We start from the raw sequence: 21085 nt of genomic DNA, 5'->3' as shown, positions 1-21085 counted from the left end.
CGCAGAGGCTGCTTGGGCCAAGGCCGGCCTCAGAGCGGGTAGAGCGCGTCGTCGAATGCGCCTTCGAAGCTGGTGGTGGCAGGGCCGGTCATGACGATATGGCCGCCTTCGGGCCAATCGATCCGCAACGCGCCGCCGGGCAGATCGACCGTCACGCTCCGTCCCACCAGCTTGCGGCGCATCGCCGCCACTGCCGTGGCGCAGGCGCCGGTGCCGCAGGCGCGGGTCAGCCCGGCGCCACGCTCCCACACCCGCAGCGAGAGGTGATCGGGGCCGACCAGGCTGGCCACGTTGACGTTGACGCGTTCGGGAAAGACTGGGTCATGCTCGATGAGCGGGCCGAGCCGGGCCAGGTCCACTGCGGCGGCATCGGGCACGAAGAACACGGCGTGGGGGTTGCCCACGTTGACGGCCACGGGGTTTTCCAGGTCTTCCCAGGCCAGCGGCATGGCCATGGTATCCATGGCATAGGCCAATGGAATGGCATTCCAGTCGAACCGGGGGGCGCCCATGTCCACCGCGATGCCGGCCTCGCTTGCCTGCGCCTCGATCAGGCCGCCGCCGGTTTCGATCCGGGTGCTGCCCGCTCGTTCGCCGCCCAGCAGCAGGCCCACGGCGCGGCTGGCGTTGCCGCAGGCGCCCACTTCGCTGCCATCGGGATTGAAGATGCGCATCTTCACATCGGCCTGGTCCGACGGTTCCAGCACGATGAACTGGTCGCAGCCGATGCCGGTGTGGCGATCGGCCAGCGCCGCGGCGCGCGCGGGCGAGACCGGCAGCGCGGTTTCGCGCGCGTCGATCACGACGAAATCGTTGCCCAGGCCATGCATCTTGATGAACGGAATACGCATGGGCGCGATCTAGGCGGCAAAGGGTGGCGGCGCAATGGCTGCGCTGCTTGTCACACCGGGTTCAGCCGAGCGCGGCGCGGTTCTGGCCTGGCGTTGCCGGCTCTTGCGCGGCTGCGTCGGCCGGGGTGGCGTTGCCGATCAGCAGATCGTCGGCGGCCAGTGCGGCGCGCACCGTCTGGGCATCCTGCGGATGGCCATAGAGGAAGCCCTGGCCCTTGAACGAGCCCAGCTTGCGCAGCTCTTCGAGCACGCCCTCGGTTTCGATCCCTTCGGCGGTCAGCGGCAGATCCAGCCCCTGGCCGAGCGAGGTGATCGCGGCCACGATCGTGGCGCTGTCCTTGCAGCTGTCGAGCGTGGAGACAAAGCTGCGGTCGATCTTGATGCGGTCAAACGGCAGCGAGCGCAGCTGCGCGATCGAGCTGTAGCCAGTGCCGAAATCATCAAGGCTCAAGCGGATGCCCTGGTTCTTGAGGCTGGCGACCAGCGAGCGGACCAGCGGCAGGTTTTCGTGCAGGCAGGTTTCGGTGATTTCCACGTCCAGCCGGTGCGGGGGGAAATTGGCCTCGACCAACAGCTTGAGCAGGCGCTGCGCAAACCAGGGGTCACGCAGCTGCAAAGGCGAGACATTGACCGACAGCGTGAGCGAGGGATCCCATTCGCGGGCATCGACCAGCGCCTGGCGGATCAGCGACTCCGAAAGTTCGGCAATCACGCCGATTTCCTCGGCCACGGGAATGAACACGTCGGGCGCGATCAGGCCATGGCGCGGCGATTGCCAGCGGGCCAGCATCTCGAAACCGGAAAGCCGGCCGGTGTCGATGTCGATCTGCTTTTCGTAATAGGGCACGAATTCGCCGCGCGCGATGCCTTCGCGGATGCCGGTTTCCAGCTCGGCGCGGAACCGCAGTTCCTTTTCCATCGTCGGGTCGAACCAGCAGAAGCGATTGCGGCCGCCGCTCTTGGCCTGGTACATGGCGAGATCGGCGTGGTGTTGCAGGCGGGCAGCGATCGTCGCGTCGTCAGCCTGGGGTGGCATGGTGGCGCCATCGCTGCGCGCCAGGCCGATCGACCCGGAAATATCCACCTCGCAATCAGGCAGGCGCACCGGCTCGCCCAGCGTGGCATTGAGCTTTTCGGCCAGTTGCTCGACCATCGCCGCGCGCGCCGGGTCAAACCGCATGGCGCAGGTGAATTCGTCGCCTCCGATGCGGGCGATGATCGCGCCCGGCGGCAGCGTGGCGCGCAGGCGATCGGCCGTTGCCACCAGCACCGCGTCGCCGGTCTGGTGGCCATGCAGATCGTTGGCGCGCTTGAACTTGTCGAGGTCGAGCATGAACAGCGCCACGGCGTCGCCATGGGCGCGGGCCTCGGCCACCAGGGCTTCGATCGCGCCATCCAGGCTGCGGCGATTAAGGCAGCCGGTCAGCGGATCGGTAAAGGCCAGGGTACGCGCTGTTTCCTCGGCCCGGCGCCGCTCGCGCACTTCGCCGGTCAGTTCCACATACCGGCGCCAGCCAAAGATGATCAGCGCAATATTGAGCAAGAGCGCATTGGCCAGCACCGAATCGACACTCGCCCCGCCGAACAGCACATGGCGCAAGGCGCGGGTGAGCACTGCCGAACCGGACCCCACGAACAGGATGATCGCTGCGGTGATGATGCCCAGGGCGACGACATCGCGCTCGGCACGGGCGATGCCGGTTGGTGCCGCTGATGCGGGTTGGCCGCTTTCCATTGCCGCACTTGCCATACCGTTACCTGCTCGTTTCCCCCGGGGGGCAGCTTGCATGCATGCCCTGTTACCCACCTGCGGGAAACTACGTGCAGGCTGTTGAAAGATTGGTTAAGGGGCCCAAAGCCCCCGCTTGGCCGGCATTTTGCCGCAGGTGGGCGCGGCGCAGGGTTGCAATCGGGCAGGGGCGCGGGTAAGGGCACCGCTCTGCCAGAGCCGGGATTCGCCGGCGCTTGTGCAGATTCGATTTGTACGCCCCCTGTTGGATGGCGCACGCTGGTCGGCGAGGTTTCGCCCACCGGCGTTTTTCGCGTTATCTGGCTGGCGGCGCCCGTTTGGCGATGGAGCAGCGCGTGTTCGACAGTCTTTCCGACCGGCTTGGCGGTGTATTCGACCGCCTGCGCGGGCGCGGCGCGCTTTCCGAGGACGATGTTCGCGCCGCCATGCGCGAAGTGCGCATCGCCCTGCTGGAGGCCGACGTGGCCTTGCCGGTGGTGCGCCGCTTCATCGATCGCGTTACCGAAGAAGCCGTTGGCCAGTCGGTCCTGAAGTCGGTCACGCCGGGCCAGCAGGTCGTCAAGATCGTCAACGATGCCCTGGTCGAAATGCTCGGCAGCGAGGCAGCCGATCTCGATCTGGCCGCCGCCCCGCCGGTGGTGATCATGATGGTCGGCCTGCAGGGTTCGGGCAAGACCACCAGCACGGCCAAGATCGGCAAGCTGCTCAAGGAAAAGCGCGGCAAGAAGGTGATGATGGCGTCGCTCGACGTCAATCGCCCCGCCGCCCAGGAACAACTGCGCGTGCTGGGCGAGCAGGCCGGCGTTGCCACGCTGCCCATCGTGCCGGGCCAGTCGCCGGTGGAAATCGCCACGCGCGCACTGCATTCCGCCAAGCTTCAGGCCGTGGACGTGCTGCTGCTCGATACCGCCGGCCGTCTCCACGTCGACCAGGCGCTGATGGACGAGATGAAGGCCGTGGCCGCCATCTCTGTGCCCAAGGAAACGCTGCTCGTCGTCGACTCGCTGACCGGCCAGGACGCGGTCAACGTGGCGCAGGCGTTCGCTGGCGAGGTTGACCTGACCGGCGTGGTGCTGACCCGCATGGATGGCGATGCCCGCGGCGGTGCGGCGCTGTCGATGCGCGCGGTTACCGGCAAGCCGATCAAGTTTGCCGCCACCGGCGAAAAGCTCGACGCGATCGAACCGTTCCAGCCCGAACGTGTTGCCGGCCGCATCCTGGGCATGGGCGATATCGTCTCGATCGTCGAAAAGGCGGCGGCGACGATCAAGCAGGACGAAGCTGAAAAGCTCGCCGCGCGCATGGCCAAGGGCCAGTTCGACATGAACGATCTGCGCATGCAGTTGCAGCAGATGCAGCGCATGGGCGGCCTGGGCGCGCTCGCGGGCCTGATGCCGGGCATGAAGAAGGCCAAGGCGGCGATGGCGCAGTCGGGCATGGACGACAAGGTGCTGCTGCACATGGATGCGATCATCGGTTCGATGACGGCCAAGGAGCGCACCAAGCCCGAACTCTTGAACGCCAAGCGCAAGATCCGCGTCGCCAAGGGGTCCGGCACCACGGTGCAGGACGTCAACAAGCTTCTGAAGATGCACATGGAAATGGCCAAGGCCATGAAGCAGATCAAGAAGATGGGCGGCCTCAAGGGCCTGGGCGCGCTGTTCGGCAAGGGTGGCCTTGGCGCCGCGATGCCGGGCCTTGATCAGCAGGCCGGCCCCGGTGGGCTCGGCGGCGGCATGGGCGGCGGCCTTGGCGGTATGGGCGGCGGTGGCGGCCTTCCCGGCCTGCCCGGCATGGGCAGTGGCGGCTTGCCGTCAAACCTGGCTGACCTGCTCAAGAAGAAATGATTTTATCCTGATTTTTCAGTTTGTTTGAAAGGTAGTCGAATGTCTGTTTCTCTGCGTCTGTCGCGTGGCGGTTCCAAGAAGCGCCCCTATTACAAGATCGTTGCTTCGAACAGCCGCGCCCCGCGCGATGGCAAGTATCTGGAGCAGGTGGGCACCTACAACCCGCTGCTCGCCAAGGACGCCGAAGACCGCGTGCGCCTGGTCGAAGACCGCGTGCGCTACTGGCTCGGCGTTGGCGCCCAGCCGACCGACCGCGTTGCCCGTCTGCTCGACAAGGCCGGCATCAAGGAACGCGCCCCCACCAACAACCCGCAGGCTGGCGAACCCGGCAAGAAGGCCAAGGAACGCGCTGAAGATCGCGCTGAAAAGGCCGCTGCTGCTGCTGAAGCGGCCGCTGCTGCCAGCGCCGAACCGGCTGCCGAAGCCACCGAAGCCTGAGCTTAGGCAAGCGGCATGACGCATGATCGTCCGGTCACGCTTGCGGCCATCGCCGGCGCGCATGGCGTGGCCGGCGAGGTGCGCCTCAAGCTGTTTGGTGAAGGCGTGGCGGCGTTGAAAGCCTACAAGGCGTTCAACGGCGGCACGCTGACCCTTGAAAAGCTGCGCGACGACGGCAAGGGCGGGGCAATCGCCCGCTTTGCCGAAGTCACCACGCGCAATGCGGCAGAAGGCCTGCGCAGCACGGCACTGACCGTCCCGCGTTCGGCCCTGCCGCCGCTCGCCGACGGCGAATATTACCATGCCGATCTGATCGGCCTGCCGGCTCATTCCACCGACGGCGCCGTGCTGGGCACCTGCGTGGGCGTGGACAATTATGGCGCGGGTGACGTGCTCGATATCGAGCGGCCCGATGGCAAGCGCTTCATGGTGCCGATGCGCGCCGAAGCGGTGCCCGAATGGAACGCGGACCGCCTGTTGATTGACGCTCTCTACGCGGAATAGTATATACCTCCCGGATATACGGAGGTTGCCGTGACCGAGCAATTCACTGTCCGAAGTTTCAAGTCCGGCAATTCGGTGGCCCTGCGCCTGCCGAAAGGGCTTGGCATCGAGGCGGGCGAGGAACTGATCGTGGTTCCCCATGCCGATGGCAGCATGACCGCCTGGCGGAAAGCGCAATCGCGCGAGGCCTTTCTGCGGCTGTTTGGCAGCGTGTCTGAAGCCTTCATGGCGCAGGGGCGCGGCGACACCGACCAGGGCGACTATGACTGGCCCGACACGCCGCACCATCCGGCAGCGGCCTGATGTACCTGCTCGATACCAATGCATGCATCGATTTTCTCGCCGGGCGCAGCGAGTCACTTGCCGCGCGCATGGGCGAGAATTTCGGCAAGCTGTTCGTTTCCACGATATCGGTCGCCGAACTGATGGCCGGTATACGCACGTCTGCCGATCCTGGGCGGGACGCAAAGAAGATCGATATTTTCGTGGCTAGCCTGGAAACGCTCGATTTCGACCGTGCCTGTGCCCGTCGTTATGGCGATGTGGTGCGCGCCATCGGCGTTCGGCGCAAAAGTTTCGATCGGTTGATCGGCGTACAGGCGCTGGAACGCGGACTGATACTGGTGACGCGCAATGAGCGCGACTTTGCCGATGTGCCGGGGTTGAAGATCGAGAACTGGGCGGATTGAAGCACGGTTGCCAAGGCCGCTCCCGCACGCCAAGGCCCCTCCACCAGCCTGCGGCTGGTCCCCCTCCCCGTGTCGGGGAGGATCGAGCAGGACTTTTTTGTAGATGACCTTCCACGCTGCCGTTCTCACGCTTTACCCCGAGATGTTTCCCGGGCCGCTGGGCGTGAGCCTGGCCGGGCGCGCGCTGGGGGAGGGGAAGTGGACGCTCGACCCCGTGCAGATCCGCGACTTTGCCGCCGACAAGCACCGCACCGTTGATGATACGCCTGCGGGCGGCGGGGCAGGGATGGTGCTGCGCGTGGACGTGCTGGCCAAGGCGATCGACCATGCGCGGGGGGTGATGCTGCAGAAGATCCTCCCCGATACGGGGAGGGGGACCGCCGGCGCAGCCGGTGGTGGAGGGGACTCTAAGCCTGAAACGCCGCTTGAGGACGCCAATCCCCTCCACCAGCCTGCGGCTGGTCCCCCTCCCCGGGCCGGGGAGGACATTCCTGTCATCGCGATGACGCCGCGCGGCAAACCGTTGACCCAGGCCCGCGTGCGCGAGCTGGCGGCTGGGCCCGGCGTCATTGTCGTCTGCGGCCGGTTCGAGGGTTTTGACGAGCGCATATTCGAGGGCCGCCAGGTGGAGGAAGTCTCGGTGGGAGACATCATCCTGTCGGGCGGCGAATGTGCCGCGCTGATGCTGCTCGATGCTTGCATTCGCCTGCTTCCCGGCGTAATGGGCGCGGCTTCTAGTGGGCATGAAGAGTCGTTCGAAAACGGGCTGCTCGAATATCCCCACTATACCCGCCCCCAGGAATGGGAAGGGCGCACGATCCCGCAAGTGCTGCGATCGGGGGATCATGCGAAGATCGCGGAATGGCGGCAACGCCAGTCCGAGGATGACACACGGTTACGCAGGCCGGATCTTTGGGAGCGCCACGTCGGCGTTCGGGTCCAGTCTGCCTCTGGCGCGCGGCAAAAAAGTGCAGGACGTTTGAAAAATGAACCTGATTCAGCAGATTGAAGCTGAAGCGATCGCCGAATTCAAGGCGTCGAAGACCATCCCCGAATTCCGCGCTGGTGACACCGTGCGCGTCGGCGTGCGCGTCGTTGAAGGCGAGCGCACCCGCGTTCAGGCCTATGAAGGCGTCGTGATCGCGCGTTCGAATCGCGGCATGGGCTCCAACTTCACCGTTCGCAAGATCTCGTTCGGCGAAGGCGTGGAACGCGTGTTCCCGCTCTACTCGCCCAACATCGATTCGATTACCGTCGTCCGTCGGGGCGTGGTGCGTCGTGCGAAGCTGTACTACCTTCGCGGCCGTACCGGCAAAAGCGCCCGTATTGCCGAGCGCCGTGACACGCGCCCCGGCCAGGAAGGCTGAGAAGCCGCCGCCGCGACACGGAAATGACCGTGAAAAAGGCGTCCTGGCATATCCGCCAGGGCGCCTTTTTTGCTTATCGGGAACATCCCCTTGCCATGCAATTCCGCCTTCACCTGCTTGCCACGGCGCTGGTCTGCGCCCCTGTTCTTGCCCATGCAGCCCCTGCTGGAACAGCCCCGGTGACCGCGCCCAGCGCCGCCCCCGTGCTAACGCTCGAACGGGTGTTCGCCAGCCCCTCGCTCAACGGACCCACCCCGCGCGGCGTGCAGCTGTCGCCCGATGGGCGCTATCTCACCCTGCTCAAGAACCGCGCCGACGATCGCGAGCGGTTCGACCTGTGGGGCTTTGATCGCAAGACCGGCAAGTGGTCGATGCTGGTCGATTCGCTCAAGCTGTCGTCGGGCCGGGTGTTGAGCGAAGCGGAAAAGATGCAGCGCGAGCGCCAGCGCATCGGCGATCTCAAGGGTATCGTCAGCTATGACTGGGCGAGTGACAGCAAGACCGTGCTGGTGCCGCTCGATGGCGAACTGCTGCTCGCTGGCCTTGATGGCAAGGAGCGCAAGATCGCCGGCACCACCGGGGGCGAGTTGAACCCGCGCCTGGGGCCGCAGGGCGATACCCTGGCCTTCGTGCGCGATCGCCGGCTGTGGATCGCACCGGCTGATGGCAAGGCGCCGCCGCGCGCGATCACGCCCGAGGAAAGCGCCGAAACCGTCCACTGGGGCGAGGCGGAGTTCGTTGCCCAGGAAGAACTCAACCGCATGAGCGGGTTCTGGTGGGCGCCCGATGAAAAGCGCCTGGCCGTGGAACGCTTTGACGAGGCGGCCGTGGGCGTGGTGACGCGTGCGGCGATCGGCGCCGATGGCACGCGCACTTATGACCAGCGCTATCCCGCGGCGGGCGGCGCCAATGCCGATGTCTCGCTGTGGCTGATGGATCCCGATGGCGGCCATCGCGTTCAGGTCGACCTGGGGGCGGACAAGGACATCTATCTGGGGCGCGTCGATTGGGCGAGCGATGGCAAGACGCTCTATGTCCAGCGGCTGGACCGCGCGCAGACCCGGCTCGATATGCTGGCGGTGGACCCGGCGACCGGTGCTTCGCAAGTGTTGTTCACCGAGCAGGCGCACGAGAAGAGCTGGATCAACCTGTCGAGCAACTATCGCTTCCTCGATGATGGCAGCCTGATCTGGTGGTCGGAACGCGATGGCTTTGGCCATCTCTATCGCCGCTTCAAGGATGGCCGCTGGCAGCAGCTGACCAAGGGTGACTGGGTCGTCACCGACCTGGTTGGCGTGGACCAGAAGACCGGCCGCGTCTATTTCGCTGGCACGCGCGACGATGTGCTGGCCGGGCAGGTCTATGCCCTGTCGCTCACCGCGCCCGACAAGATCGCGCGGCTGACCGACCTGGCCTTTGACAACAAGGCGAGCATGGACGGCAAGGGCCAGGCCCTGATCGTCACGCGCAGCGCCGATGCGCAGCCGCCGCAATCCTATCTGGCCGATGCCCATGGCAAGCGGCTGGCGTGGATCGAGGAAAACAAAGTGGACGCGGCCCACGCCTATGCCCCCTATCTGGCGGCGCATCGTCCCGCCACGTTCGGCACGATCGCGGCGGCAGACGGCACGCCGCTGCACTACATGATGATCACCCCGCCGATGGTGCCGGGCAAGCGCTATCCGGTGTTCACCTATCACTATGGCGGCCCCACCGCGAACGTGGTGCACAAGGGCTGGCAGGGCGCGCTGGCCCAGGCGATTGTGGCCAAGGGCTATATCTATTTCGCGCTGGACAACCGCGGCTCGGAAAACCGTGGCGTCGATTTCGGCAGCAAGATCTGGCACGCGATGGGCACGGTCGAGGTGGAAGACCAACTGGCGGGTGCGCAGTGGCTCAAGACCCAGCCCTATGTCGATCCCGCGCGCGTCAGCACGTTTGGCTGGTCCTATGGCGGCTACATGACGGTCAAGATGCTCGAAGCGCATCCTGGCGTCTGGGCTGCGGGCATCGCCGTGGCGCCGGTCACCAAGTGGGAGCTTTACGATACCGCCTATACCGAGCGTTATCTCGGCAATCCCAAGCAGGTGCCCGAGGTTTACAAGGCCGCCGGCGCGCTGGAGCAAACCGGGCAGATCCGCGATCCGTTGCTGCTGGTCCACGGCATGGCCGACGACAACGTGGTGTTCGAGAACAGCACCGCGCTGATCGCCAAGATGCAGGGCGAGGCCATTCCGTTCGAGATGATGCTCTATCCCGGCTACACCCACCGCATCAGCGGGCCCAAGGTGAGCCAGCATCTCTACGAGACTATGTTCCGCTTTCTCGACCGCAACGGCGCGGGCAGCGGCAAATAAGACGTTTGGGGGGCAAAAGCCCCTTTCGCTTGGCTGGTTGGAACCAGCCGCTAAGGAACGGGCGCGCGCAAGGCGCCCGCAAGGGAGTGACAGGTATCATGGGTTATCGGGTTGTAGTGGTGGGTGCGACGGGCAATGTTGGCCGTGAGATGCTCAACATCCTGGCCGAGCGCGAATTTCCGATCGACGAGATCGCGGTGCTGGCCTCTTCGCGCTCGCAGGGCAGCGAGATCGATTTCGGTGAAACCGGCAAGAAGCTCAAGGTGCAGAATGTCGAGCATTTCGACTTCACCGGCTGGGATATCGCGCTGTTTGCCGCAGGCTCTGCGCCGACCAAGATCTATGCGCCCAAGGCCGCATCGCAGGGCTGCGTGGTGATCGACAACTCGTCGCTCTATCGCATGGACCCGGACGTGCCGCTGATCGTGCCCGAAGTGAACCCCGACGCGATCGACGGGTACAAGGCGCGCAACATCATCGCCAACCCCAACTGCTCCACCGCGCAGATGGTCGTGGCGCTCAAGCCGCTGCACGACAAGGCCAAGATCAAGCGCGTGGTCGTGGCCACCTACCAGTCGGTGTCGGGCGCCGGCAAGGAAGGCATGGACGAACTGTTCGAGCAGAGCCGCGCGATCTTCGTGGGCGACCAGGTCGAACCCAAGAAGTTCACCAAGCAGATCGCTTTCAACGTGATCCCGCACATCGACAGCTTCCTGGATGATGGTTCGACCAAGGAAGAGTGGAAGATGGTGGCCGAAACCAAGAAGATCCTCGATCCCAAGGTCAAGGTCACGGCAACCTGCGTGCGTGTGCCGGTGTTCATCGGTCACTCCGAAGCGATCAACCTGGAGTTCGAGGACGAAATCTCGGCCGTCGAAGCCCAGGACCTGCTGCGCGAGGCGCCGGGCGTGATGCTGGTCGATAAGCGCGAGGACGGCGGCTATGTCACGCCGGTGGAATGCGTGGGTGATTATGCCACCTATGTCTCGCGCGTGCGCGAAGACTCCACTGTCGACAACGGCCTGTCGCTGTGGTGCGTGTCTGACAACCTGCGCAAGGGCGCGGCGCTCAATGCCGTGCAGATTGCCGAACTGCTGGGCCGTCGCCACCTCAAGAAGGGGTGAGCTGGTACACCTTGTGGGTATAGAAAAGGCCTCGGTATCCGCGCTGGATACCGGGGCCTTTTTGTTTGTGGCTACGCAGATTACTGCGTGACGCGGGTGGTGGTGGTCACCGTGCTGGCGGCGGAAGCCGTGCGCACCGGGGTATGCGTGGTGCGGCGGGCCACCTTGCGCACCGTGACCTTCTTCACCGGCGCGCGGGCTGCGCCCTGCGTGGTGACGGTGGTTTCCACCGTGGCCGGGGCGGGCTGCGGCGTGGTCAGCGCCACGGCAGCGGCCTGGCGGGCAGCGGCGGCGTCAGCTGCCGAAGACTGCGCGGCCGCGGTGGCCACATCGGCACGGGCGTTGGCGGCATCGGCCTGCTGCTGCGCGGCGTCAGCCTGGGCCTGGGCGTTGGCAACGGCTGCGGCCGACTGGCGCGCGGCCATGTCGGCCTTGTGCTTCTGCATCATGCCAATTGCGGTATCGGCAAGGGCCGAGGCGTGGATGGCATCATCGATCGCTTCCGGCTTGTGGCCGGCCGACAGATTTTCCTGGGCGTGGGCCAGCGCTGCCTTGGCCTGCGCGGTTTCACCCGGGCGGAATTCGGCAGTGCCGAGCTGTTCGGCGGTATCGATCTTGGCCTGCGCGGCGGCAATCGCCTGGCGGGCGCGTTCGGCCTTGCCGGTGGCATGGGCGGGGGCCGAGAAACCGGCGATCATGGCAGTGGCCGCCAGCAGCGGCGCGACGAGCTTGGTCTTGGTCATCGAACGATCTCCACTATGGGATGGCCGTGTGCGGCCGTGTTGGCAGGGGGAACCGCAAGCAGCCGGTTTGCGTTCCGCCGGCCTTTCGGTTCATCGTCAACGCGATGCGGTTTGGCGCAGAGGCGTGCCTGCTGTGCGGCAAAGCGAGTGATGCGGGGTTGCGCTGGACCTGCGCAAAAGAAAGAATGCCAACCCCGAAACTAGAGATTGGCGCTATAGGCATTGCCGAAGCGCACCCCACGCCAGTATGGCCGCCGTCAAGGGCCAGGTTGGTCTTTGCACGTCGCCGGAGGGACAATGTTCGCACACTTCGATGCCCTTCACGCGGTTGCCGGCCTGCTGGTTGGCATTCTCGTGGGCCTGACAGGTGTGGGCGGCGGGTCGTTGATGACCCCGATCCTGGTGCTGATCTTCGGGATCAACCCCGGCACGGCGGTGGGCACCGATCTGCTGTTTGCCTCGCTGACCAAGGTGGTCGGCTCTACCGTGCATGGCAAGCGCAACACGATCGATTGGCCAATCATGGCGCGCCTGGCGGCAGGCAGCGTGCCCGCAGCGATTGCCGCGCTGGTCGTGCTATCGTGGGCGGGCAAGGTGGGCGGGCACACCAGCCACACCATCCTGCTGGTTCTCGGGGTAATGCTGATCCTCACCTCGATCGCCACGCTGTTTCAAAAGCGGATCGTGGCGATGGTCCGCCATGTCGACGCAACGCAGGTGGGCCTGGGCACGGCTGACGAGGCCAAGCCGGTCTGGGCGACAGTGCTGCTGGGTGCTGTTCTGGGCGTGCTGGTGTCGATCTCGTCGGTGGGGGCAGGGGCGATCGGCGTCACTGCGCTGCTCATGCTCTATCCTACCCTGCGTATCTCCCGCATTGTCGGCACCGATATCGCCCATGCCGTGCCGCTGACCATGGTGGCCGGTTTCGGCCATTGGATCATTGGCGATGTTAACCTGGCGCTGCTCGTGGCGCTGCTGCTTGGCTCTATCCCCGGGGTGATCATCGGCAGCCTGTTGTCCACCCGCGCGCCCGATCGTATCCTGCGCCCGGCGCTGGCCGCCGTTCTGTTCGTATCCGGGATCAAGTTGCTGACCTGATGGAAAAGACCACCACGTTTTTTGACGGTTTCGATGGCGCTCGCCTAGCGCTGCATGAAATGGGCGCCGGGCGCCCGGTCATCCTGCTGCACGGGCTGTTTTCTTCGGCCGAGATCAACTGGATCAAGTTCGGCACGGCGGCGCAACTGGCTGCCGCCGGTTTTCGCTGCCTGATGCCCGATCTGCGCGCCCATGGGCAAAGCGCGGCGCCGCACGCGGCAGAAGCCTATCCGTCTGATGTCCTGGCCCGCGATGCCCAGGCGCTGGTGACCCACCTGGGCCTGGATGATTTCGATCTGGTCGGATTTTCGCTTGGCGCCCGCACTGCGGCACGCAGCGTGATCGCCGCGCCGCCGTTGCAACGGCTGACACCGCGCCGGCTGGTGCTGGCCGGGATGGGGCTGGAAGGACTAGCCGGCTGGAACCAGCGCCTGGCCTTCTTTCGCGACGTGATCGATCGCTTCGGCACGATCCGCCATGGCGATCCGGCCTATCTTTCGCAGCAGTTCCTCAAGAGCAGCGGAATCGATCGCGCCGCCGTGCGCCAGTTGCTGGGCGCGATGGAGGATACCGATCCCCAGGCGCTGGCCGCGATCACCATGCCCACGCTGGTCTTGTGCGGCGATCAGGACAACGACAACGGTTCGGCCGACCATCTCGCCGCGGCGCTGCCCAATGCGCGCCGCGCCACCATTCCCGGCACGCACATGGGCTGTGTCACCCGGCCCGAACTGGGCGCGGAACTGGTTTCATTTTTGACTGCCTCGGCTTGACCTGGGCCCGTTTGGGCGGCACCCCACCGGCAATGGCCACGCCGCGCGCGTGGCGGACCGGTTCAGGGAGTGCCCCCAAGATGAAGTCCCTTGTTTCCACCCTCGCGCTGGTGGCGGCCACGCTGGCCGCGCCTGCGGCACTGGCCGCTGCACCCACCACAGCTGCGCCGTCTGCTGCAACCCCGGCCACGGTCGATGCCTGGCTGGCCCAGGCTGACAAGGCCTATGCCGATCAGACGGTCACCTCGGGCCGCGCCGAATGGGTCTATGAGACCTATATCACCGACGATACTGCCCAGATCACCGCCGATGCCGGCGCGACGATGAGCAAGCTGCAGGTGGCGCAGGCCAAGCAGGCCGCCGAATTTGCCAAGGTGCCGGGCCTGTCGCCCGAAACCCCGCGCAAGCTGACGATGATCCGTACCCAGATCACCAGCCCGGCGCCGTCCACCCCCGGCGCGGCCGAGCAATTCGCCGCGTTGCAGGCGCGCATCCAAGGCCTTTACGGCAAGGGCCACGGCACCCTGCGCGGTCAGCCGATCAACGGCAGCGATATCGAAGAGGCGATGGCCACCGATCGCAACCCGGATGAACTCAAGGAAATGTGGCTGTCGTGGCACGACAGCGTCGGCACGCCGATGAAGGCTGACTATGCCAAGATGGTCGAGATCGCCAACGCCGGCGCGCGCGAGCTGGGCTATCCTGATACCGGCGCGCTGTGGCGCGCCAATTATGACATGACGCCGGACCAGTTCGCCGCGATGACCGAAAAGGTCTGGGGCGAAGTGCGCCCGCTCTACCAGCAGTTGCACTGCTATGTGCGCGGCAAGCTCAATGCCAAGTATGGCGACGCGGTGCAGCCCAAGAAAGGCCCGATCCGCGCCGATCTGCTGGGCAATATGTGGGCGCAGGAGTGGGGCGGCATTTACGATGTGGTCGCCCCGCAGGGTGCAGGCGACATCGGCTATGACCTGACCGGCCTGCTCAAGGACAAGGGCTATGACCCGCTCAAGATGGTCAAGACCGGGGAGGGCTTCTACACCTCGCTGGGTTTCCAGCCGCTGCCTGCCACGTTCTGGCAGCGCTCGCAGTTCACCAAGCCGCGTGACCGCGATGTGGTGTGCCATGCCTCGGCCTGGGATCTCGACAATGTCGATGACCTGCGCATCAAGATGTGCATCAAGGTCGATGCCTCGGATTTCGTGACCATCCATCACGAACTCGGCCACAATTTCTATCAGCGCGCCTACAACCAGCAGCCTTCGCGCTGGTACATGGAAGGGGCCAACGATGGCTTTCACGAGGCGATCGGCGATACCATGGCGCTGTCGATCACGCCCGATTACCTGGTAAAGCTCGGGCTGCTCGATCCGTCCAAGGTGCCCGGCCCTGACAAGGATATCGGCCTGCTGCTGCGCCAGGCGATGGACAAGGTGGCGTTCCTGCCGTTCGGCCTGTTGATCGATCGCTGGCGCTGGGGCGTGTTCTCGGGCCAGATCGCGCCGGCCGATTATGAAAAGGCGTGGAACGAGATGCGCCTGTCCTACCAGGGCGTGGTGCCACCGGGGCCGCGCGGGGCCGATGCCTTTGATCCGGGGGCGAAGTACCACGTGCCGGCGGGCGTGCCCTACACCCGCTATTTCCTGGCGCGCATCCTGCAGTTCCAGTTCTATGAAGCGGCGTGCAAGGAAGCCGGCTGGAAGGGCCCGCTGCACCGTTGCAGCTTCTATGGCAATCCCAAGGTCGGGGCCAAGCTCGATGCCATGCTCAAGATGGGCGCGTCCAAGCCCTGGCCCGATGCGCTGCAGGTGTTCACCGGCACGCGCGAGATGAGCGGCGGGGCCATGCTGCGCTATTTCGCGCCACTCACCGCGTGGCTGAGGAAGCAGAACGCGGGCGCGGACTGCGGCTGGTAAATCCCGCGTCGCAACACGGCGCATAAAGCCAGGCGAGAGGCCGGATTCCCGGGTGAATCCGGCCTCTTTTTGCGTGCGGTGCAGCGCAAGCCATGGATTTCACAGGGTGAATTTACGCGCTTGCCACGCCCCTGTAGGTATGAGACGCTTTGCTCAACAAAACAGAACACACATGTTGAGGATGCTGGGGATGGAAATCAAACTTCCCGCCATTGCTTGCGCTGTTGTTGGCGGCATCCTGCTCGCCACCGCGCCCAGCGCGCAGGCGGAAACCGTTTCGGCCATGACGCCCGCCAGCGTGGTCACCGCGCTCAAGGCGCAGGGATATGCCGCCACGCTGGGGCAGGATTCCTCGGGCGATCCCCTAGTGACGGTCGATATCGGCGGCTGGCGTTCGCAAGTGGTGTTCTATGACTGCAACGAGGTGACGCACGGCGCCTGCCAGTCGCTGCAGTTTTCCAGCAGCTTCCACCCGGAACGCCCGTTTGACGCGGAAAAGGCCGTGGCTTTCGTCAACGCCAACCGCTTTGGCGCGGTCTCGGTGGCGGCAGACAAGTCTGTCACCGTGTCATGGGACGTGATCACTGGCAGCGGGATTGATACCTCGGTGTTTGCCATGGTGGTCAAATCCTATCGCATGGCGCTCGATTCGATCGGCAGCGAGGTGTTCCCCGCATCCGGCCACCCGCAGCTGGCCAGCGCAGCGCGCTGAAATCGACGGGCGGCTCGCCCCTGCGCACACTCTCCTACGGCACCCCGGGCTTGATCCGGGGGCCAGCTTTATTCCGCTTGCTTTGGTTTAGCCAAAGAAGCGGGACCCCGGATCAAGTCCGGGGTGACGATGGCTGGGAAGTTGGGAGGTGCGCCCAACCCGCAGGCCATCACCGGAACGGCGGCTCGTTGAACGCGCGCAGCTTGCGGCTGTGCAGGCGGTCGCCCTCGGCGCGGAGCAGGGCGCAGGCGGTGGTGCCGATTTCCAGGTGGGCGGCAATCGCTTCTTCGTAAAAGCGGTTGGCCTGGCCGGGCAGCTTGATCTCGCCGTGCAGCGGCTTGTCCGACACGCACAGCAGCGTGCCATAGGGCACGCGGAAGCGATAGCCTTGCGCGGCGATCGTGGCGCTTTCCATGTCGATCCCGACAGCGCGGCTCAGGCTGAGGCGGCGGGCGGAATGGGCATAGCGCAGTTCCCAGTTGCGATCGTCGGTGGTCACGATCGTGCCGGTGCGCATGCGCGTCTTGAGGTCTGCCCCGCCGCTGCCGCTGACCACTTCGGCGGCCTGGGCCAGCGCCACCTGCACTTCGGCGATGGCCGGCACTGGGATTTCGGGCGGCAACACGTCATCCAGCACGTGATCATCGCGCAGATAGGCATGGGCCAGCACATAGTCGCCGATCTTCTGTGTGGGGCGCAGGCCGCCGCAGTGGCCGATCATCAGCCAGGCTTCGGGGCGCAGCACGGCCAGGTGGTCGCAGATCGTCTTGGCGTTGGACGGGCCGACGCCGATGTTGACCAGGGTGATGCCCGAGCGATCCGGGCGGATCAGGTGATAGGCCGGCATCTGGTGGCGGCGCCAGGCGGTATCAGACAGGCGCTCGCGGGCGTGGGGCGTGGCCGCATCGAGCGCCAGGCCACCCGCACCGGTCAGTGCGACGAATTCATCCTGGCCCAGCTGGCGGCCAGCCCAATCGACGAACTCGTCAACATAGCGATGATAGTTGGTAAACAGGATATAGCGCTGGAAATCGGCCGGGTTGGTGCCGGTGTAATGCGCCAGGCGGGCCAGGCTGAAATCGGTGCGCAGGCCGTCGAACAGCGCCAGCGGCGCCGCGCCCGCCCCGCCATCGAGGCTGGCATCGAGCGCATCGGCGATCTCGTCGCCGATATGGGCGAGGTCCGTGGTGGGGAAATGCTTGGCGAGGTCGTTGGGCGAGACCGAGCCAAAACCCAGGCTGCCATCGACCACATAGGGAAAGGGGATTTCCTGGGCCGAGGTCGCCACTTCCAGCGTCACCTCATAGTCCACCATCAGCAGGCCCAGCTGTTCTTCCAGGTAATCGGCAAACAGCGCGGGGCGGGTGATGGTGGTGGCATAGCTGCCCGGCCGTGTCAGGCGGCCAAAGGCGCGGCCGGCGGCGGTGCCATGGCTGACCCCGGCAAAGTGCAGGCGCAGTTCGGGATAGCAATAGGCGCCGTTCTGGCGCACGGCCGGATCGGGCAGGGTGCCATCGGCGATATAGCGGGTGATATCGCCGCGCAGCCGGGCGCAGGCCGCTTCATGGCGGGCGGCGAGTTCGGCAATGATGGCAGCAGGAGAGGTGGCGGTGAAAATGTCGCTTGCGTTCATGCCTTCGATGTAGCGCAGCACGATGACAGCGCAAGGGCAGCGGCAACACCGCATGCTGCCCAGCAAAAAAGGCGCCCCGGTGAGGGAGCGCCTTTTTTGTTTGCTGCCAATGCCGGCAACGACGGGATCAGGCTTGCGCTTCGCCCTCGTCGAGCAGGTCGGTCGGGATTTCGCCCGGTTCGGCATTGGGATCGTATTCTTCGGTGAAACCGCCGGTGTCGCCTTCGAACATGGCGTCGATCACGTCGACACCCTTCGACTGCAGCTCGGCTTCGTCAGGCGAACGGGCGACGTTCACCTTGACGTTGACCGACACTTCGGGGTGCAGCGAAACGCGCACGTCGAACAGGCCGATGGTCTTGATCGGGCGTTCGAGCACGATCATCGACTTGGAAACCTTGGCGCCATCGGCGATCAGGGCGTCGACGATGTCGCGCACCGAAACCGAACCATAGAGCTGGCCAGAGTTGGACGAGGCGCGGATGAGCACCACTTCCTTGCCTTCGACCGAGCCGGCTTCGCCCTTGGCTTCTTCGCGGCGCGCCGCGTTTTCAGCTTCGATGCGGGCGCGGTTGGCTTCGAAGACCTTGCGGTTGGCTTCGTTGGCGCGCAGGGCCTTCTTGTTGGGAAGAAGGAAATTGCGGGCGTAACCGTCCTTGACGGAAACTTCATCGCCGATGTGGCCGAGCTTTTCGATGCGCTCGAGCAGGATGATCTGCATGGCTGGCGCTCCTTACTTCACGATGTAGGGCAGGAGGCCGATGTGCCGGGCGCGCTTGATCGCCTGGCTCAGCTCACGCTGCTTCTTCGCCGAAACGGCGGTGATGCGCGACGGGACGATCTTGCCACGTTCGGACATGAAACCCTGAAGCAGGCGCACATCCTTGTAGTCGATCTTCGGAGCGTTCTTGCCCGAGAAGGGGCAGCTCTTGCGACGGCGGAAAAACGGACGAGCCATGGCTTATTCCCCTTCGCGTTCGCGACGACGGCTGCGTTCGCGGTCGTTCTTGCGCATCATCACCGACGGGCCGGCTTCGTGTTCTTCCACGCGCACGGTCATGTAGCGGATGACGTCTTCGTTGATCGCGGTCTGGCGTTCCAGCTCGGCCACGACGCCCGCGGGGGCCTCGATGTTGAGCATCACGAAGTGCGCCTTGCGGTTCTTCTGGATCTTGTAGGCCAGCGAGCGCAGGCCCCAGGTTTCGGTCTTGGTGACCTTGCCCTGGTTCGATTCCACGATTTCGGTGGCGGTAGCGGCAAGCGCATCGACCTGAGCCTGGCTCAGATCCTGGCGCGCCAGAAACACATGCTCGTAAAGCGGCATGCTTCGCGTCCTTTATCTAGTCTAACCGATCGCTGGCTTGTCCGCGGGATTGCGGGGCCCCTCCGGCTTTCTTCCTTCTCCCGCGGCGATTCGCGCGCAAGAGAGGTGGCCCTTAGCCCTTCTGGGCCGGAATGCAAGCCATTCAGCCGGTTTTGGCGGAGGCATCGCCGCGCGTGCGTGGGGCCAGGCGCTGCCCGCCGAAGACCACCGCGAGCAGCGGAATGCGCCGCACCACCAGGAATACCAGGATCGACAGGCCCAGCACCAGCACCGAAAGCGCGGCCCACTGCATGGTGGGAAAGGGCCAGTCCGCCGCGCCCAGCTTTGCCAGCCCCAGGATCACCAGCATCGCCACGATCATGTGGAACAGATAGATCGCCATGGCGCCGTCCACCAGGAACGAGACGGTGCGGCTGGGCCGATCGAACAGGTGCGCCAAAAGGCGGAACACGATCAGTGACATGGCATAGGTCAGCGCGCAGGCCAGGGCGCCATCCACGATGCGCAGCGCCGGTGCGGGATCGCCTTCCCAGCCCAGATGCGGGCGCACCAGCGGGTCGAGCAGGAAATGCCCCAGCATCAATGGCGGCGCCGCGAACCAGGGCCAACGCCCCTCGAATGCGAACAGCCGGTTGCCCAGCTTGAGCCGCCAGCCCAGCGCGCCGATCGCGAACGCGGGGAGATATTGGCCATAGCGCAGCAGCAGTTCCTGCTCGAACACCGCCTCGTTGTCTTGCAGGCCCAGCACCTGTGCGCCCCAGGCAAGCCCCGCGCCCCAGGCGGCCAGCGCCAGCAGCGGGATCGGCCAGGTGCCGCGATCCAGCCCCAGCAGCGGCCGCCACACGCCATCGGGCACGAAGGCACGGCGTGGGCGGAGCGCATAGGTAAAGATGAAGGCCAGCAGCACGATCAGGAACCACAGGTGTTCGAACGCCAGTGGCCAGCCATAGAGCCCCGGCGCCCAGGCGGCCGAGAGCATGACTTTGAGGTGATACTGGATCACCGCCAGGCTGGCGATGCTGGCCACCAGCGGCAGCGCCACGCGCATCATCCGATCGCCCAGCCATGACCGCCGCCCGCGCCGGGCGCTGGCCATGCCGGAGAAATAGCCGGCCAGGATGAAGAAGGCTGACATGCGGAAGGAATGGATGAACGACAGGCCCACCCCCAGCACCGGATTGGCCATCCAGGCGGGAAAGCCCGGCGACAGGATCATCGTGGCGGTGGTGCCGACGTGAAAGGGAATGCCCAGCAGGAGCAGGACCGCGCGCGCTGCATCGAGATGATGGAGGCGTTGCTGCATCAAGACGGCGCGTTCAGGTCAGCGGGCGGCGGGGCAGGGCGCATGGCCAGCCCCGTAACCCCGCCGCGCGCCCGCGTCCATGGCCAAGCCGCGCGCTGCGGCCAATTGCCGGTCTTGCGGGGCAATTAGGGCAGGCATCGGGGCTTTGCGCGCCAAGGGTCAGGCGGCGTCGCGGATGCTGGGCTTGGCCGGGCGGCCCAGCGCCATGCGGCGGTGATGGCCCACGGCAAAATCGCTGATCAGCGTGGCGAACACGTCTTCATGCAGCGGATGATCGAACTCCAGGCCCGAGGTCATCGGCTCGGACCAGGCGATGAACGCCAGCTTGGGCTTGAGGCCAGGTAGCATCAGCATGATCGGCTCACCGATGCGCTGCTTTTCGAGTCCCTCGATCCGCGCGCCATAGGGCGTCAGATCCTTGAGCATGACGGTAGCCCGCACCAGCCCATGCTTGACGCGCACGGGCAGTTCCACGCCGATGCGGGGGAAGCGGCGCGCCTCTGCGCTGTTCGCGCCGGGCGTGGGCGGCATGCCGGGGCCGCCTTCGCGCGGGCCGGTTGCATCCAATTCCTGCTTGCGAAACATGGTGTTCTCCACTGGCCAAATGCCTTTGACCGGGAAGAACGGCGGATGCCGGGCAGGTTTCAGCGGCCCGC

General features: G+C 65.5%; 22 protein-coding genes. 13 read left to right on the top strand and 9 right to left on the bottom strand.

What is annotated here, in order from left to right; all coding sequences use genetic code 11:
* Positions 1-29: 29 nt before the first annotated feature.
* Together dapF and SCA01S_RS08840 are read right to left on the bottom strand one after the other, a co-directional pair.
* Complete coding sequence (gene dapF, locus SCA01S_RS08845; RefSeq protein WP_062784924.1) at positions 30-851, bottom strand: diaminopimelate epimerase; 822 nt, start codon at positions 849-851, stop codon at positions 30-32.
* Positions 852-912: 61 nt separating this feature from the next.
* The gene (locus SCA01S_RS08840; protein ID WP_022678365.1) at positions 913-2586 is read right to left on the bottom strand and encodes a putative bifunctional diguanylate cyclase/phosphodiesterase; all 1674 of its coding nucleotides are present in this window, start codon (positions 2584-2586) and stop codon (positions 913-915) included.
* A 350-nt stretch (positions 2587-2936) separates the two neighbouring features.
* Here SCA01S_RS08840 and ffh point away from each other — a divergent pair, with 350 nt between their 5' ends.
* From ffh to SCA01S_RS08795, 9 genes are all read left to right on the top strand, one after another.
* Entirely contained in the window at positions 2937-4448 is a 1512-nt protein-coding gene (ffh, locus tag SCA01S_RS08835; RefSeq protein WP_028658413.1) for a signal recognition particle protein, read from the top strand.
* Positions 4449-4487: 39 nt separating this feature from the next.
* On the top strand, positions 4488-4886 hold the full coding sequence (gene rpsP, locus SCA01S_RS08830; protein ID WP_022678363.1) for a 30S ribosomal protein S16: 399 nt from the start codon (positions 4488-4490) through the stop codon (positions 4884-4886).
* A 15-nt stretch (positions 4887-4901) separates the two neighbouring features.
* Positions 4902-5390 (top strand): ribosome maturation factor RimM, encoded by a 489-nt coding sequence (rimM, locus tag SCA01S_RS08825; protein WP_022678362.1) that lies wholly within the window; start codon positions 4902-4904, stop codon positions 5388-5390.
* A 30-nt stretch (positions 5391-5420) separates the two neighbouring features.
* Positions 5421-5693, top strand: coding sequence for an AbrB/MazE/SpoVT family DNA-binding domain-containing protein (locus SCA01S_RS08820; RefSeq protein WP_022678361.1), 273 nt, complete (start codon positions 5421-5423; stop codon positions 5691-5693).
* A complete protein-coding gene (locus SCA01S_RS08815; protein ID WP_062784922.1) occupies positions 5693-6079 on the top strand; it encodes a type II toxin-antitoxin system VapC family toxin in 387 nt (128 codons plus the stop codon). Before SCA01S_RS08820 ends, SCA01S_RS08815 begins: the two co-directional genes overlap by 1 nt.
* A gap of 103 nt (positions 6080-6182) precedes the next feature.
* Entirely contained in the window at positions 6183-7088 is a 906-nt protein-coding gene (gene trmD / locus SCA01S_RS08810) for a tRNA (guanosine(37)-N1)-methyltransferase TrmD (protein ID WP_062784920.1), read from the top strand.
* Positions 7066-7446 (top strand): 50S ribosomal protein L19, encoded by a 381-nt coding sequence (rplS, locus tag SCA01S_RS08805; protein ID WP_022678358.1) that lies wholly within the window; start codon positions 7066-7068, stop codon positions 7444-7446. The genes trmD and rplS overlap by 23 nt, the downstream gene beginning before the upstream one ends.
* Positions 7447-7541: 95 nt before the next feature.
* The gene (locus tag SCA01S_RS08800) at positions 7542-9803 is read left to right on the top strand and encodes a S9 family peptidase (RefSeq protein WP_062785207.1); all 2262 of its coding nucleotides are present in this window, start codon (positions 7542-7544) and stop codon (positions 9801-9803) included.
* Positions 9804-9901: 98 nt separating this feature from the next.
* A complete protein-coding gene (locus tag SCA01S_RS08795) occupies positions 9902-10927 on the top strand; it encodes an aspartate-semialdehyde dehydrogenase (RefSeq protein ID WP_054132743.1) in 1026 nt (341 codons plus the stop codon).
* Positions 10928-11007: 80 nt separating this feature from the next.
* Here SCA01S_RS08795 and SCA01S_RS08790 read toward each other — a convergent pair whose 3' ends face one another.
* On the bottom strand, positions 11008-11670 hold the full coding sequence (locus tag SCA01S_RS08790) for a hypothetical protein (RefSeq protein WP_062784918.1): 663 nt from the start codon (positions 11668-11670) through the stop codon (positions 11008-11010).
* Between the two features lie 297 nt (positions 11671-11967).
* Between SCA01S_RS08790 and SCA01S_RS08785 the strand changes: the two genes are divergently transcribed.
* The 4 genes from SCA01S_RS08785 to SCA01S_RS08770 all read left to right on the top strand — a co-directional run bounded on the left by SCA01S_RS08785 (position 11968) and on the right by SCA01S_RS08770 (position 16169).
* On the top strand, positions 11968-12768 hold the full coding sequence (locus tag SCA01S_RS08785; RefSeq protein ID WP_062784916.1) for a sulfite exporter TauE/SafE family protein: 801 nt from the start codon (positions 11968-11970) through the stop codon (positions 12766-12768).
* On the top strand, positions 12768-13541 hold the full coding sequence (locus tag SCA01S_RS08780) for an alpha/beta fold hydrolase (protein ID WP_062784914.1): 774 nt from the start codon (positions 12768-12770) through the stop codon (positions 13539-13541). The genes SCA01S_RS08785 and SCA01S_RS08780 overlap by 1 nt, the downstream gene beginning before the upstream one ends.
* Positions 13542-13621: 80 nt before the next feature.
* On the top strand, positions 13622-15457 hold the full coding sequence (locus SCA01S_RS08775) for a M2 family metallopeptidase (protein WP_062785205.1): 1836 nt from the start codon (positions 13622-13624) through the stop codon (positions 15455-15457).
* A 190-nt stretch (positions 15458-15647) separates the two neighbouring features.
* Entirely contained in the window at positions 15648-16169 is a 522-nt protein-coding gene (locus SCA01S_RS08770) for a YbjN domain-containing protein (protein ID WP_084390911.1), read from the top strand.
* A 169-nt stretch (positions 16170-16338) separates the two neighbouring features.
* Here the strand turns inward: SCA01S_RS08770 and SCA01S_RS08765 are convergent, their stop codons facing one another.
* The 6 genes from SCA01S_RS08765 to SCA01S_RS22675 form a co-directional block, all read right to left on the bottom strand.
* The gene (locus SCA01S_RS08765; protein WP_082208963.1) at positions 16339-17802 is read right to left on the bottom strand and encodes an AMP nucleosidase; all 1464 of its coding nucleotides are present in this window, start codon (positions 17800-17802) and stop codon (positions 16339-16341) included.
* 127 nt (positions 17803-17929) lie between these two features.
* Positions 17930-18523, bottom strand: coding sequence for a 50S ribosomal protein L9 (gene rplI / locus SCA01S_RS08760; protein ID WP_062784910.1), 594 nt, complete (start codon positions 18521-18523; stop codon positions 17930-17932).
* Between the two features lie 12 nt (positions 18524-18535).
* Positions 18536-18760: a 30S ribosomal protein S18 gene (gene rpsR, locus SCA01S_RS08755; protein WP_011445073.1), complete on the bottom strand. Its 225-nt coding sequence runs from the start codon at positions 18758-18760 to the stop codon at positions 18536-18538.
* Between the two features lie 3 nt (positions 18761-18763).
* On the bottom strand, positions 18764-19126 hold the full coding sequence (rpsF, locus tag SCA01S_RS08750) for a 30S ribosomal protein S6 (protein ID WP_022674842.1): 363 nt from the start codon (positions 19124-19126) through the stop codon (positions 18764-18766).
* A 142-nt stretch (positions 19127-19268) separates the two neighbouring features.
* Positions 19269-20429: an acyltransferase family protein gene (locus tag SCA01S_RS08745; RefSeq protein ID WP_062784908.1), complete on the bottom strand. Its 1161-nt coding sequence runs from the start codon at positions 20427-20429 to the stop codon at positions 19269-19271.
* A gap of 159 nt (positions 20430-20588) precedes the next feature.
* On the bottom strand, positions 20589-21014 hold the full coding sequence (locus tag SCA01S_RS22675) for a PilZ domain-containing protein (RefSeq protein ID WP_174544789.1): 426 nt from the start codon (positions 21012-21014) through the stop codon (positions 20589-20591).
* Positions 21015-21085 lie beyond the last annotated feature (71 nt).

It is taken from the genome of Novosphingobium capsulatum NBRC 12533, from assembly GCF_001598375.1.
Classification (GTDB): domain Bacteria; phylum Pseudomonadota; class Alphaproteobacteria; order Sphingomonadales; family Sphingomonadaceae; genus Novosphingobium; species Novosphingobium capsulatum.
The sequence above is the reverse complement of the archived record's forward strand: the minus strand, read 5'-3'. Positions and strand labels throughout refer to the sequence as shown.

Coding starts and splice junctions, on each gene's coding strand:
- dapF (WP_062784924.1), bottom strand. CDS start 851: ATGCGTATTCCGTTCATCAAGATGCATGGCCTGGGCAACGATTTCGTC.
- SCA01S_RS08840 (WP_022678365.1), bottom strand. CDS start 2,586: ATGGAAAGCGGCCAACCCGCATCAGCGGCACCAACCGGCATCGCCCGT.
- rpsP (WP_022678363.1), top strand. CDS start 4,488: ATGTCTGTTTCTCTGCGTCTGTCGCGTGGCGGTTCCAAGAAGCGCCCC.
- rimM (WP_022678362.1), top strand. CDS start 4,902: ATGACGCATGATCGTCCGGTCACGCTTGCGGCCATCGCCGGCGCGCAT.
- SCA01S_RS08815 (WP_062784922.1), top strand. CDS start 5,693: ATGTACCTGCTCGATACCAATGCATGCATCGATTTTCTCGCCGGGCGC.
- trmD (WP_062784920.1), top strand. CDS start 6,183: ATGACCTTCCACGCTGCCGTTCTCACGCTTTACCCCGAGATGTTTCCC.
- rplS (WP_022678358.1), top strand. CDS start 7,066: ATGAACCTGATTCAGCAGATTGAAGCTGAAGCGATCGCCGAATTCAAG.
- SCA01S_RS08800 (WP_062785207.1), top strand. CDS start 7,542: ATGCAATTCCGCCTTCACCTGCTTGCCACGGCGCTGGTCTGCGCCCCT.
- SCA01S_RS08795 (WP_054132743.1), top strand. CDS start 9,902: ATGGGTTATCGGGTTGTAGTGGTGGGTGCGACGGGCAATGTTGGCCGT.
- SCA01S_RS08790 (WP_062784918.1), bottom strand. CDS start 11,670: ATGACCAAGACCAAGCTCGTCGCGCCGCTGCTGGCGGCCACTGCCATG.
- SCA01S_RS08785 (WP_062784916.1), top strand. CDS start 11,968: ATGTTCGCACACTTCGATGCCCTTCACGCGGTTGCCGGCCTGCTGGTT.
- SCA01S_RS08780 (WP_062784914.1), top strand. CDS start 12,768: ATGGAAAAGACCACCACGTTTTTTGACGGTTTCGATGGCGCTCGCCTA.
- SCA01S_RS08775 (WP_062785205.1), top strand. CDS start 13,622: ATGAAGTCCCTTGTTTCCACCCTCGCGCTGGTGGCGGCCACGCTGGCC.
- SCA01S_RS08770 (WP_084390911.1), top strand. CDS start 15,648: ATGGAAATCAAACTTCCCGCCATTGCTTGCGCTGTTGTTGGCGGCATC.
- SCA01S_RS08765 (WP_082208963.1), bottom strand. CDS start 17,802: ATGAACGCAAGCGACATTTTCACCGCCACCTCTCCTGCTGCCATCATT.
- rplI (WP_062784910.1), bottom strand. CDS start 18,523: ATGCAGATCATCCTGCTCGAGCGCATCGAAAAGCTCGGCCACATCGGC.
- rpsR (WP_011445073.1), bottom strand. CDS start 18,760: ATGGCTCGTCCGTTTTTCCGCCGTCGCAAGAGCTGCCCCTTCTCGGGC.
- rpsF (WP_022674842.1), bottom strand. CDS start 19,126: ATGCCGCTTTACGAGCATGTGTTTCTGGCGCGCCAGGATCTGAGCCAG.
- SCA01S_RS08745 (WP_062784908.1), bottom strand. CDS start 20,429: ATGCAGCAACGCCTCCATCATCTCGATGCAGCGCGCGCGGTCCTGCTC.
- SCA01S_RS22675 (WP_174544789.1), bottom strand. CDS start 21,014: ATGTTTCGCAAGCAGGAATTGGATGCAACCGGCCCGCGCGAAGGCGGC.